The 12,961-nt window shown below is 65.4% G+C and carries 9 protein-coding genes; 6 read left to right on the plus strand and 3 right to left on the minus strand.

Translation table 11 applies throughout. The features are described from left to right. Positions 1–165: 165 nt before the first annotated feature. Positions 166–708: a carboxymuconolactone decarboxylase family protein gene (locus tag GA615_RS17085; protein WP_152052533.1), complete on the minus strand. Its 543-nt coding sequence runs from the start codon at positions 706–708 to the stop codon at positions 166–168. A gap of 361 nt (positions 709–1,069) precedes the next feature. Next, on the minus strand, positions 1,070–1,597 hold the full coding sequence (locus GA615_RS17090; RefSeq protein ID WP_152052534.1) for a peroxiredoxin: 528 nt from the start codon (positions 1,595–1,597) through the stop codon (positions 1,070–1,072). 155 nt (positions 1,598–1,752) lie between these two features. Between GA615_RS17090 and GA615_RS17095 the strand changes: the two genes are divergently transcribed. From GA615_RS17095 to GA615_RS17120, 6 genes are all read left to right on the plus strand, one after another. Continuing rightward, positions 1,753–2,643 carry a LysR family transcriptional regulator gene (locus GA615_RS17095; protein WP_152052535.1) on the plus strand — a complete coding sequence of 297 codons (891 nt, stop codon included), beginning with the start codon at positions 1,753–1,755 and terminating at the stop codon, positions 2,641–2,643. Between the two features lie 124 nt (positions 2,644–2,767). Then, a complete protein-coding gene (locus GA615_RS17100) occupies positions 2,768–3,841 on the plus strand; it encodes an HlyD family secretion protein (protein WP_152052536.1) in 1,074 nt (357 codons plus the stop codon). Continuing rightward, on the plus strand, positions 3,828–6,674 hold the full coding sequence (rbbA, locus tag GA615_RS17105) for a ribosome-associated ATPase/putative transporter RbbA (RefSeq protein WP_152052537.1): 2,847 nt from the start codon (positions 3,828–3,830) through the stop codon (positions 6,672–6,674). Before GA615_RS17100 ends, rbbA begins: the two co-directional genes overlap by 14 nt. 570 nt (positions 6,675–7,244) lie before the next feature. After that, positions 7,245–8,366 (plus strand): ABC transporter permease, encoded by a 1,122-nt coding sequence (locus tag GA615_RS17110; RefSeq protein ID WP_152052538.1) that lies wholly within the window; start codon positions 7,245–7,247, stop codon positions 8,364–8,366. Between the two features lie 294 nt (positions 8,367–8,660). After that, positions 8,661–9,542: a TetR/AcrR family transcriptional regulator gene (locus tag GA615_RS17115; RefSeq protein ID WP_161602391.1), complete on the plus strand. Its 882-nt coding sequence runs from the start codon at positions 8,661–8,663 to the stop codon at positions 9,540–9,542. Positions 9,543–9,544: 2 nt separating this feature from the next. After that, positions 9,545–11,050, plus strand: a complete 1,506-nt coding sequence (locus GA615_RS17120) for a DUF1254 domain-containing protein (protein WP_152052540.1) — start codon at positions 9,545–9,547, stop codon at positions 11,048–11,050. A gap of 424 nt (positions 11,051–11,474) precedes the next feature. Here GA615_RS17120 and GA615_RS17125 read toward each other — a convergent pair whose 3' ends face one another. Then, complete coding sequence (locus GA615_RS17125) at positions 11,475–12,905, minus strand: ascorbate-dependent monooxygenase (RefSeq protein WP_152052541.1); 1,431 nt, start codon at positions 12,903–12,905, stop codon at positions 11,475–11,477. Positions 12,906–12,961 lie beyond the last annotated feature (56 nt).

A 12,961-nucleotide genomic window follows, 5' to 3' on the forward strand; every position in this document is an offset into this window, starting at 1 on the left:
CTGGGACACCGGGATGCGCTTAATTCACTTTTCCGAATATACGCCGACCTCATTCAAAGGTCAAGGGAAACCGGCGTCGGTCCGCATCGACCGCGCCGATTTCCCTTGCTTGATCCCCCATCGTCGGGGACATACCCGATGCCGCCGGCCGGAACGCAGTGAACGTCAGGCCGTCGCCGTCGAGGGCTTGCTGGCCAGCAGCGCGGTCTGGAAGCCCCGGACGACGGCGGCGATGCGCACGGCGTCGTGGACCTTATCCTCGCCGGCTCCTTCCTTGATCAACGCGTCTTCATGAGCCTTGATGCACGCTTCGCAACCGGCCAGGGCCGCGCAGGCCAGCGAGGCCAGTTCGAACGTGGTCTTGTCGGTGGCCGGCCGGGCCATGCGGCTCATGCGGAGGCCGGCGGGGCGGTGCTGGTAGGCGTCCTTGCCCACCATGTGGCGGAAGCGATAGTAGGTCGTGTTCATCGCCATCAGGGCTGCCGCCGCCTTCGCGTCGGCAACCGCGGCGTCGTCGAGCGCCTCGCGGCCGTCGTCGGCGATCGCCTCGGCCAGCGCGGAGTCGTTCAGAAACAAGGCCGAGGTCAGGGCCACGGTGTATCGTTGCTTCGGGTCGAGGCTGCCGCCGCCGAGGACCGAGCCAAGATTCAGGCGCAGATCTTTGGTGTCATCACCGAGCGATTCTTTCATCGGGTCAAGCAGCGACATGAGCAAACGACTCCTCAAGCAAATCTGCCACCCGAACACCAGGGCTCAGGATCGGCAATCCGAACAAACATGATTTGATTCGATGTTCAGAGAAACGTGATCCGACACGCGATCGACGCGCCGCGAACGCAAACCTCGCGGATGCGTCCCACACGCCAGGCTCGCGCGTCGGTTCGTTTGTCCCTCTTGGCTCAACCTCCGGCCTCCCTCTCCCCGATTGCGGGGAGAGGGCCGGGGTGATGGGCCGTTGGCCCGCGCGCGACGCTCCGCGTCACGTCCTCACTCCCTCGTCCGGCGTTCGGCCACATGCTTCCCAGGGTCGGAAAACGAGGTCGCACGGGGAGACACGTCGATCCGTCGATCAAACCTTGATCGTCTCTTCACCCTTCTTCCAGTTGCACGGGCACAGCTCGCCCGACTGCAAGGCGTCGAGCACCCGGATGATCTCGTCCACGTTGCGGCCCACCGACAGGCCGTTGGCCGTGGCAAACTGGATCGTCCCCTCGGGGTCGACGATGAAGGTCGCCCGCAGGCAAACCCCTTCTTCGGGGTGCAGGATGCCCAGATCGGCGGCGAGCTTCTGGGCGCCGATGAGCGGGTACTTCAGGCCCTTCAGGTCCTCGTGCGACTGGCACCAGGCCAGGTGGCTGAACTCGTTGTCCGTGCTCCCGCCCACGACCATCGCGTCGCGGTCCTGGAACTCGCCGAGCCGCTTGTTGAACTCGGCAATCTCGGTCGGGCACACAAACGTGAAGTCTTTCGGATAAAAGAAATAGACGACCCACTGCCCCGGGAACGACTGGTTGTGAAAGGTCGTCAGGCTGTCCTTCGCGGATCCCACGCAGCCGTGGGCCTGAAACTTCGGAAAGCTTTGTCCAACGGTCAGCACGGCTCTCGTCCTCTGCCTTCTGGCAAGATCATGACACACTCGGGCCGGTCACTCCGGCCAGACGGCCTCGCGGCGCGTCGTTCTTGCTGGAGTTATAGAGGATCTGATTCGATAAGTCGAATGGATTTTCCCGATCAGTTTGATAAACTTTGCTTATGGACATTGTGCAGCTTCGCTCGTTCCTGAAAATCGCTGACCTGGGCAGCTTTACGAAGGCGGCCGAGGAGCTGGGGGTCTCTCAGCCGGCGCTTAGCCAGCAGATGGCCCGGCTTGAGGGCGAGCTGGGCCGGCCGGTTCTGGAGCGCGCCGGGCGAACGGTCCGCCTGACCGACGCCGGACGATTGCTCCTGCCCCGGGCCGAGCGCATTCTCGCCCTGGCCGACGACACCCGCCGCGAGCTGCTCGACGACGGCCGGGCCGGTCGGGTGGTGGTGGCGGCGATCCCGACGATCGCCCCGTTTTTGCTTCCCCCCGTGCTCCGCGAGTACCGCCGCGAGCACCCAGGGGCCTCGGTCCAGGTCGATGAGGAGGTGACCGAGACCTTGCTCCGCCGTTGCCAGCGCGGCGAGATCGACGTCGGCGTCTTCGCCCTCCCGGCCGAGGCCCCGGCTTCGCTTGAGGTCGAGCCTCTGTTCGAGGAGGAGCTGGTGCTGGCCCTGCCGGCCGACCACCCGCTCGCCCGGCTCGACGCCGTGCCGCTCGACGCCGTCCGGGGCGAGCCGTTCGTCCTGCTCGGCGAGGGGCATTGCCTCTCCGACCACATCCGCAGCTTCTGCCAGCAACGCGCCGTCCAGCCGATCAGCACGGGCAAGACCGGCCAACTGGCCACCGTCCAGGAACTCGTCGCGCTCGGCCACGGCGTCTCGTTCGTCCCCGAGATGGCCCGCCGCGTCGACGCCAGCCCCCACCGCGCCTACCGCTCGATGCTCGGCGACCGCCCCCGCCGCACCATCGCCGCCTGCTGGAACCCCGACCGCTACCAGACCCGCCTCGCCCGCGCCTTCCTGGAACTCCTCCTCGCCTACCGACCGAGCGATCCCGCCTGATCCTCCTCCCGCTCCCGACAACACCTCGACGCAGCGGCCCCCTTCGTTGACGCGACGACGCACAGCCCCCTACGATTGAAAGATGGGGGAACCGCCGTGCGGCGAGCATCAAAAGGAGGCGAGGATGACGATCCGACAATGGCTCCTGGCCGTGGCCGTCGTCGCCGTCGTCACGATGGGCGTCCTCCAGTGGAGGGCCGCGCGGCCCGAGGAGCTTCCCGAGGGGTTCGCCCAGGGCAACGGCCGCATCGAGGCCACCGAGATCCACATCGCCACCAAGGCTCCCGGTCGGCTTGAGGAAGTCCTTGTCGACGAGGGCGATTACGTCGTCGCCGACCAGGTCGTCGCCCGGATGGACACCTCGGTCCTCGAAGCCCAGTTTCGCGAGGCCGAGGCGCAGCACCGCCAGGCCCAGAGCGCTGTCGATGCCGCCCGGAGCAACGTCACCCAGCGTGAGAAGGACCGGGAAGCCGCTCAGGCCACCATCGCCCAGCGCCAGGCCGAGCTGGAGGCCGAGGAGAAGCACCTGAACCGTACCCAGCAGCTCGTCGGCCGAGACGCCGGAACCGTCGCCGATCTCGATAACGCCCGCGCGCTCTTTTTTCGAGGCAAGGCGGCCCTCGCCGCGGCCGAGGCCAATGTCGCCGCGGCCGAGGCTGCCGTCACTACCGCCACCTTACAGGTCATCGAGGCCGAGGCCGCCGTCGATTCGGCCCAGGCCCGCATCGATCGGCTTCAGGCCGATCTCGACGATGCCGCCTTGAAGGCCCCGCGCGACGGCCGCGTGCAGTTCCGCATCGCCCAGCCTGGCGAGGTCCTGGCGGCCGGTGGAAAGATCTTGAATCTTGTCGATCTCACCGACGTGTACATGACCTTCTTCCTCCCCACGGCCGACGCCGGCCGCCTGGCGATCGGCACCGAGGTCCGGATCGTCCTCGATGCCGTCCCGCAGTACGCCATCCCGGCCCGGATCTCCTTCGTCTCCAGCGTTGCCCAGTTCACTCCCAAGACGGTCGAGACCGCCGAGGAGCGCCAGAAGCTCACCTTCCGGGTGCGGGCTCAGGTCGATCCCGATCTGCTCCGCGAACACATCGACCGGGTCAAGACCGGCCTGCCGGGGATGGCCTACGTCCGGCTCGACCCCGACGCCGAGTGGCCCCCCTTCCTCCGCGGGATTCCCGGCGATGACCAACCCTGACCCTGACCCCGGCTCCCCCGTCGGCGTTGATCCTGCCGATCTCCCCTCCCCGCCGGTCGTTCGCCTCGCCGAGGTCACCCACCGCTACGGCAAGGTCCGCGCCCTTGACGGTGTCAGCCTCGATCTGCCGGGCGGCGGCATGGTCGGCCTGATCGGTCCCGACGGCGTCGGCAAGTCGAGCCTGCTGGGGCTGATTGCCGGTTCCCGGAGGCTCCAGGTCGGGCGCGTCGAGGTCCTCGGCGGCGATATGAGCGATCCGAGGTTCCGCCGCGCGGTCTCCCCCCGCATCGCCTTCATGCCGCAGGGGCTCGGCAAGAATCTTTATCCCTCCCTCTCGGTCTTCGAGAATGTCGCGTTCTTCGGCCGGCTCTTTGGTCACGACCGCGCCGAGCGCGAGCGCCGCATCGCACGGCTGCTCGCCAGCACCGGCCTCGCCCCCTTCGCCGATCGCCCCGCCGGCAAGCTCTCAGGAGGGATGAAGCAGAAGCTCAGCCTCTGCTGCGCCTTGATTCACGACCCCGACCTGTTGATCCTCGACGAGCCGACGACCGGCATCGACCCCCTCTCCCGTCGCCAGTTCTGGGAGCTGATCGACCAGATCCGCGCCTCCCGGCCCGGCATGAGTGTCATCGTGGCGACCGCCTCGATGGACGAGGCCGCCGGCTTCGACTGGCTGGTGGCGATGGACGACGGCCGCGTCCTCGGCGCCGGAACCCCCGCTGCCTTGCTCGATCGTACCGGCACCGACTCGCTCGAAGCGGCCTTCATCGCCCTCTTGCCCGAGGCGAAGCGCCGGGGGCACCAGCCGGTCCGGATCCCCCCCCGATCGACCCTCGAAGGAGAAGGGGCCGAGGTGGCCATCGAGGCCCAGGACCTCACCCGCCGCTTCGGCTCGTTCGTGGCCGTCGATCGCGTCACCTTCCGCATCGAGCGTGGCGAGATCTTCGGCTTCCTCGGCTCCAACGGCTGCGGCAAGACGACCACCATGAAGATGCTCACCGGCCTGCTTCCCGCCAGCGAGGGGCGGGCCTGGCTCTTTGGCCGCGAGGTCGATGCCCGCGACCTCGACACCCGGCGCCGGGTCGGCTACATGTCGCAGTCTTTCTCCCTCTATTCCGAGCTGACCGTCCGCCAAAACCTCGTCTTGCACGCCCGATTGTTCCAGGTGCCGAGGTCGGAGATTCCCGACCGCGTCGCCCAGGCGGCCGATCGCTTCGGCCTCGATTCCGTCCTCGACGCCTTGCCCGACGCCCTCCCGCTCGGCCTCCGCCAGCGCCTTTCGCTGGCCGTTGCCCTGATCCACCGGCCCGAGCTGTTGATCCTCGACGAGCCGACTTCCGGCGTCGATCCGGTCGCCCGAGACGCCTTCTGGCAGTTCCTCGTCGACCTCTCTCGGCGCGACGGCGTGACCATCTTCATCTCCACCCACTTCGTCAACGAGGCCGCCCGCTGCGATCGCATCTCCTTGATGCACGCCGGCCGCGTGCTGGTCAGCGATTCCCCGGCCGCCCTGGTCGAGCATCGCGGCGCATCGAGCCTTGATGAAGCCTTCATCGGCTACCTCGAAGACGCCGCGGCCGAAACCCAACCTCAGCCCCAGGTCCCCGAACCTTCGTCCTCCCTCGCCTCGGCCGAGTCGCCCCCGCCTGGGGTGGCTGGGGTCGTGTCGACCCCCGCGGACCCGACCGCAATCGAGCCGTCATCCCGCTTCAGCCTGCGGCGCATGCTCAGCTTCAGCCGTCGCGAGGGCCTGGAGCTCATCCGAGACCCGATCCGCCTGACGATGGCCGCGCTCGGCAGCGCCATTCTCATGCTCATCATGGGCTACGGCATCACCTTCGATGTCGAAGGCTTGACCTTCGCCGTGCTCGACCGCGACCAGACGGCCCTGAGCCGAGACTACACCTGGAACCTCGCCGGTTCTCGGTACTTCATCGAGCGCACGCCGATCCTCGACGACGAGGACCTCGACCGCCGCATGCGATCGGGATTGCTCAGCATGGCCGTCGAGATCCCTCCCGGCTTCGCCCGAGACGTGGCGCGCGGCTCGCCGGTCGAGCTGGGTGTCTGGATCGACGGCGCCATGCCGCAGCGGGCCGAAACGATCCTCGGCTACGTGCAGGGGATGCACGCCCTCTGGCTCGACCAGCAGGCCGAAACCGTCCCCGACCGAGCCGACCCGACCCCCCCGGCCGTCGTCGAGCTGCGCTATCGCTACAACCCCGACGTCAAGAGCGTCGTGGCGATGGTCCCGGCCACCATTCCGCTCGTCTTGCTGATGATTCCGGCCATGCTCTCGGCTCTGTCCGTGGTCCGCGAGAAGGAGCTGGGCTCGATCCTCAACTTCTACGTCACGCCGACCACCCGCCTGGAGTTCCTCCTCGGCAAGCAGCTTCCGTATGTGGTCCTGGGAATGCTCAACTTCGTGCTGCTGGTCACCATCGTGGTGACGGTTGTGGATGTGCCGATGAAAGGGAGCCTCGCGGCCGAGGCCGCCGGGGCCTTCCTCTACGTCATCTGCTCCACCGCGATCGGCATGCTTGTCTCGACCTTCATGCGCAGTCAGGTGGCGGCGGTCTTCGGCACCACCATCATCACCATCCTCCCCGCCGTGCAGTTCTGTGGCTTGCTTGAACCCGTCTCGTCGCTCGAAGGCACCGGCGCGATGGTCGGCCGGATCTACCCGACCACCCATTTCCTGACCATCTGCCAGGGCACCTTCTCCAAGGCCCTTGGCTTCGCCGAGCTTTCCGGCTCGTTCCTCCCCCTCCTGATCGCCGCCCCCGTCCTGATCGGCCTGAGCGCGGCCTTGCTGAAGAAACAGGAGGCATGATCATGCGAGTCTCTGCGACGTGTGGAGCACCGCTTCCAATGAAGAATGGTGGGCTTCTCCTGGGTGGCCCCGGTTGCTCGTCAACCGGGGTCGCGGAGCGACGAGCGGTCTCGGTGCGGCCTCTCGTCTCCTCATGCGGCTGCGCCGCCCCGGTTGGCGAGCAACCGGGCCTACCCAAACAGGAGGCATGATCATGCGAGTCTCTGCGACCTGTGGAGTACCGCTTCCAATGAAGAATGGTGGGCTTCTCCTGGGTGGCCCCGGTTGCTCGTCAACCGGGGTCGCGGAGCGACGAGCGGTCTCGGTGCGGCCTCTCGTCTCCTCGTGCGGCTGCGCCGCCCCGGTTGGCGAGCAACCGGGGCTACCCAAAACGCATGATTTGAGGGTGGAAGAAGGAGTCGGGTGCGTCGAGTCCTCGAAGACGCACCGCCAAGCTTTTGGCAATGGATCAGTGTGTCTTCGAAGACTCGACACAGCCGACCACAGCAGGGGCGTTGCGATCGTCCTGGGGATGGCTGTGGGAGCCCAGCCACACTCAATCACCTGCCTTCCAGAAAATTTGGCATAATCATGCGAGCCGATCATATTTTCCAGCTTGGCCTCAAGGAATTCTGGAGCCTCGCCCGCGATCCGGTCATGCTCGCCCTGATTCTCTTTGCTTTCACCGGATCGGTCTACTCGGCCACCAGGGCCATGCCCGAGACGCTCAACAACGCCCCCATCGCCATCGTTGACGAGGACCGCTCTCCCCTCTCGCTGCGGATCATCAGCGCCTTCCGCCCCCCCTATTTCCTGCCGCCGAGGCTCGTGACCCAGGGCGAGATGGATGCCCGGATGGACGCCGGTCTCGACACCTTTGCCCTCGACATCCCCCCCGGCTTCCAGGACGACGTCCTTGCCGGCCGATCCCCGGCCATCCAGCTCAACGTCGATGCCACCCGCATGGGCCAGGCGTTCGCCGGCAGCGGCTACGTCCAGACGATCGTCACCCGGGAAATCGACGAGTTCGTTCAACGCTACCGCGCCGCTCCGTCCGTGCCGATCGACCTTGCCTTGCGCGTCCGCTTCAACCCGAACCTGACGAAGTCCTGGTTCACCGCCCTGACGAAGCTCATCGATCAGGTCACCTTGCTCTCGATCATCCTCACCGGCGCCGCCCTGCTCCGCGAACGCGAGCGCGGCACCATCGAGCACCTGCTGGTGATGCCCGTCACCCCCTTCGAGATCATGACGAGCAAGGTCTGGGCGATGGGCCTGGTCGTGCTCGTCGCCTGCACCTGCTCGCTGTTCGTCGTCGTTCAGGGGTTGCTGGCGGTCCCGCTCTCGGGGTCGATCCCCCTGTTCCTGCTCGGCGCGGCCATGAACCTGTTCGCCACCACGTCAATGGGGATCTTCATGGGCACCTTCGCCCGCTCGATGCCCCAGTTCGGCCTGTTGGTGATTCTCGTGCTCTTGCCCTTACAGATGCTCTCCGGCGGCTCGACCCCGCGCGAAAGTATGCCCGAGTGGATTCAGTATGTGATGCTCGCCGCTCCCTCGACCCATTTCGTCATGCTTGCGCAGGCCATCCTCATGCGCGGCGCCGGCCTCTCGGTCATCTGGCCCCAGTTCCTCTGGCTTGCCCTGATCGGTTCGACCTTCTTCGGCATCGCCCTCGCCCGCTTCCGCCACGCCATCGGCACAATGGCCTGAGCCGCAAGACGCCCCGCCCCAATGCCGCCACGCCCTCGGCACGGCTTGACCCTGTTCTCTGAAGTGGCTGGTGTCGTGTCGACCCCCGCGGGCCGACGCGGGGCCGTTGCCTCACCCGACTGGGGTCAGGATGAGCCCAGCCACCCCGCCGTGCTTGACGCGTTTGGGTACTCCCACGCCCGTTCGCCCTTCGTTTCTGGGTGGCACTGGTGACTTCTCCCAGTGCAAGCCGATCGCAGGTGGTTCCAGGCTCCGCGTGATCCCAGGCGACGGTTGTGTGTGTCGAGGTGGAACGTGTCGCGAAGCGTGGTTCCGCCGCCGAAGAAGCTGGGGTCGTTGTTTGGATTCATCATATCGTACATTGGTGAAGTCACCAGTGCCACCCGGCGCAGCCTGTCTGATGTTTCTTACATTCAGGGAGTTGCTGACGCGATGTCAGTAAACTATACTGACGCCATGTCAGTATCTCGTAGAGCAACTCGGAAGACCAAGGCCAACGCACCCCAACGCTCTCCCCGGCATCATCCCGACGATGCGAAGCGGCTTATCACTCAAAGCACGCTCCGGTTTCTTTGGGAATACCCATTCCGGGAACTTACCGTGGCCAAGCTCATGGCGGGGACTTCCCTTAGCCGCCCGGCGTTCTACCAGTATTTTGATGACCTGCATGACTTGGCTGAGTCCCTCCTCCACGAGATTGAGTCCGCGATGCGCCAGAGGGCCAACCCGTGGATCAACGGTGAGGGAGAGCCGATTGCGGCGCTGCGCGTGGCTCTTGATGGCGTGATTCGGTCTTGCATCGAACACGGACCCATCATTCGCGCAGTTGCCGAGGCGGCTCCACTCGACGAGCGTCTCGAACGGGCGTGGTCGAACTTTATGAAGCGTTGGGACGACTCGGTGGAGGCCCGGATCAAGGCCCAGCAGCGCGAGGGCCTAATCGCGAAGACGCTCGATGCGAAGCGGACCGCCAATGCGCTGAACGCCCTCGACGCAGCAGTCTTGATCTCCGAGTTCGGACGCCGACCTCAAGGCGATCCGGACGCCACGCTGGACACGCTTCACAACATCTGGGTGGGAGCGCTGTACGGCCGCTCGCCTAAACAATTACGAATACCAGAGCAATCAGGACCAACATCAACCCAAAAGAAACGCAACACCAAACCCAGGAGTTGACCATGAAAATCACAACGTTTGCAACACTGACTGCGTTTGTTCTCGCCTCGTCGGCGTGGGCACAGCCGCCAAAGATGAAGATGACCACACCGATTCCCGAGGGCATTGCGACGCCCGACACGCTGGAGACGTCGATCGGCACGCTGACGGGGTTCGACGGCGTGCCGGACGCCAAGACCACTGAACTGGTCTACGAGCACCTCTATCGGCAGCGAGCACTCAGTGCGTACCTGAACTCCATCCAGATCGCGTCGATGTACGCGATGGAGCAGGGCATGCGTGAGTTTGGACCGCCAAACACCACGGTGATCCAGTTTGCCGATCAGATGGATTCCAAGGCGCTGTGGCTGACGCCTAACACGGTGTCGATCTACCAGGGCTGCTGGGTGGAGCTTGGCGACGAGCCGATGGTGATCGAGACCCCGCCCAATGTCCTGGGCATCATTGACGATGCCTGGTTTCAGTACGTCATCGATTTTGGCAACGCCGGCCCGGACAATGGCAAGGGCGGCAAGTTCTTGCTCGTCCGCGAGGACTACAAGGGCGAGATTCCCGAGGGCTATTACGTCGCGCGAACCCCGACGACCGGCAACTGGGTGATCTGGCGCGGCTTCCCGGTGGACGGTTCGACCAAGCCCGCGGTGGAGGCGACGCAGAAGTTCGTCAAGTTCTACCCCCTTTCCCAGAAGAACAACCCGCCGAAGCTCAAGTTCGTCAACGTCTCCGGCACGTTCAACAACACCATCCACCGCATGGACTTCGGCTACTGGGAAGAACTCAACGCTCAGATCCAGGCCGAGACGTTGATGGGGCTCGACCCAGACATCCGAGGGCTGCTTGCCGAGGTTGGCATTGAGAAGGGCAAAACGTTCGATCCCACGCCGAAGCAGAAGAAGATCCTGGAGGATGTGGCCAAAATCGGTGCCGTGACCGCCCGGGCGCTTACCGCCCGGCCGAAGGATGACCTGGCGTACGTGTACCCGGGCGAGTTGAAGTGGACAAACCCGTTCTTCGCCAACCGCTACGACTTCATCCTCGATGGCAAACGCCTTTATGACGGTCGTGTCTACATGCACTTTTACGCGACCGGGATCACCCCGGCGATGGCGGCCAGGAACGTCGGCAAGGGGTCACAGTACCTCATCGCCTATCTCGACAAGGACGGCAACGCCCTCGATGGCGGCAAGACCTACAAGATTCATCTGCCGCCCGACGTGCCCGCGAAGGACTTCTGGTCGTTCACGCTCTACGACAACCAGACGCGTTCGATGCTTCAAACGGACCAACGGTTCCCCGGCCTCGACAACCTCAGCAAAAAGGACCTGAAGCAGAACGCGGATGGTTCCTACGACATTTACTTCGCTCCAAAGCCGCCGAAGGGCTTTGAGACCAACTGGATCCAAACCGTGCCCGGCAAGGGATGGAACACCATCTTCCGTCTTTATGGCCCACTTCAGTCGTTCTACGACAAGACTTGGAAGCCGAGCGATCCGGAGTTGGTGGAGTAGCAAGACTTCGCACCACAAACAGCCGATCGCAGTTGGTGGTGTTGTGTGCCATCGGGTGGGTGGCAATGGCGCCCGCACCAGTGTCCTCATCATGGCAGGCGTTTCCAGGCGTTGCACAATTCCGGCCCATGCGACCGTTCGGGCGTGGGTGGCTGATCCGTCGTCGCGTGGTTCTCCTCGCCAAACGATCGGGAGGCCCCTGGCATCGGCCAATCCTCCTGTACACTGGTGAGGACACCAGTGTCACCCTACGAAGAAGATTCCGAACGAGCCGATCCAACCCAAACCGTCGGGGTGGCTGGGGTCATCCTGACCCCAGCGGACGGTCGGCAGGGTGTTCGAATCACCGACTGGGGTCGGGATGACCCCAGCCACCCCGATGGTCGGACCTGAAACCCTTCGCGGTCATGCACGACGCCCCCGCTCAATCGGCCGCGTCTCCCGAAGGATCGCGCGAGACAGAGCGGGCGCGGTCGGCGTCGGTGGCGGGAACGAACTCGAAGATGCCGATGCACATCTCGTCGTTCGTCTGGTCGCCCCAGCGGACGAGGACGGGAGGATGGCTCGGGTTGTTCGGGTTCTCGGCCGAGTTGTCGAAGTGGGCCACCATCTCGAACCAGGTCCCCTCGGGCAGGAAAACGGGTTCGAGCAGGGCGTAGGTCCCCTGCCAGTTGAAGTCCCAGCGGTCGATCCGGATGATCGGGACGCGGGTCTCATCGGGCAAGACGGCGGTCAGGGTGAAGTCCTTGCCCAGCCAGTGCATATGAGGCATGACGGCCGTCAGCAGGACGTCTCGACCGAGCGGCCGACCCATCACCCCACCCTGGCGCGTTGATCCTTTCACCTCATAGTTCGCCTCGCCGGGAGGAATCACAAGCACCTCGCGCATGAACTCGTTCAGGCCCGGCCGACCCCCTTTCTCCTGCATCGCCGCGCGGGCCTTCATGGCCTGGAACATCGAGACGTCCGGGAAGACGAACCCCGTGCGCACTTCCCGGCCGAGCGGCTCATCCGAGAAATAGAGGCCGATCGCCGTGGCGTCCTCCTCCACCTTGCCGCTCTTGTGGTAGTGCACCTGGATCAACACGTCGGCCCCCTTCGGCAAGAGGTAGCCGGCGTCCTCCGGAGCGTCCCGAGGCGTGCTGCCCGGCACCCAGATCGGCAGGAACGACCGGATCGGCACCCCGTCGCCGAACCCGCCGACGGCCGAGTAGCCCGGTGTCTCGTCCTCCGCGTCCAGCTCCCGGGCTCGGCCCGAGGTATCCGTCCCCGCGATCACGTGATGCACCACCCGGCGGTTGCCCGGCTTGAAGTCGACGGCCCGGATCCAGCGGTCCTCGGGCAGATCGGTCGGCAAGACGAAGACGCGGAACTCGTCGTCCCCTTCGGCCCCAAGCGCGTACGGCTCGGCCATCGTCAGGATCAGGTCCGGCTCACCCATCGGCCAGTCGCCGGCGAAGGTGAGGGGCTCGGGGGCGTCGGCCGGGTCCCCTTCGGGGGTGTCTGCGTCGAGCCAGCGCTGAAGGGTGTCGATCTCGGCGTCCGACAGGATCCGCTCATCCCGGAACGGCCCGCCGAAGTCCTTCGAGGCCGGCCAGGGGGGCATCCGCCGTTCCTCAACGACGAGCAGCAGGTCCGACGCCCGCCGCCTGGCGTGGTCGTACTCCAGCAGCGAGAACGGCGCGACCTCTCCCGGCCGGTGGCAGTCCTGACAGTGACGCTGAAGGATCGGTGCCACGTCTCGATGATACGTCGGCACGTCGGCCCCCTCGGTTCCGAAGGCCGACCCCCCACCCGTCCCCAGGCCGACCAGCAAGCAGGCGGCCAGCGTTCCCGCGATCGCGTACCGAGTCATCCTGTCTGATCCCCTTTTTGAAGCGTCTTCTGAGCCGGAATCCACGAAACCCGAAC

The organism is Tautonia marina (assembly GCF_009177065.1).
Taxonomy (GTDB): Bacteria; Planctomycetota; Planctomycetia; order Isosphaerales; family Isosphaeraceae; genus Tautonia; species Tautonia marina.

Bases quoted from the DNA above. Each gene is read 5' to 3' on its own strand.
- GA615_RS17085 (WP_152052533.1), bottom strand. From the start codon at position 708: ATGTCGCTGCTTGACCCGATGAAAGAATCGCTCGGTGATGACACCAAA.
- GA615_RS17095 (WP_152052535.1), top strand. From the start codon at position 1,753: ATGGACATTGTGCAGCTTCGCTCGTTCCTGAAAATCGCTGACCTGGGC.
- GA615_RS17100 (WP_152052536.1), top strand. From the start codon at position 2,768: ATGACGATCCGACAATGGCTCCTGGCCGTGGCCGTCGTCGCCGTCGTC.
- rbbA (WP_152052537.1), top strand. From the start codon at position 3,828: ATGACCAACCCTGACCCTGACCCCGGCTCCCCCGTCGGCGTTGATCCT.
- GA615_RS17110 (WP_152052538.1), top strand. From the start codon at position 7,245: ATGCGAGCCGATCATATTTTCCAGCTTGGCCTCAAGGAATTCTGGAGC.
- GA615_RS17120 (WP_152052540.1), top strand. From the start codon at position 9,545: ATGAAAATCACAACGTTTGCAACACTGACTGCGTTTGTTCTCGCCTCG.
- GA615_RS17125 (WP_152052541.1), bottom strand. From the start codon at position 12,905: ATGACTCGGTACGCGATCGCGGGAACGCTGGCCGCCTGCTTGCTGGTC.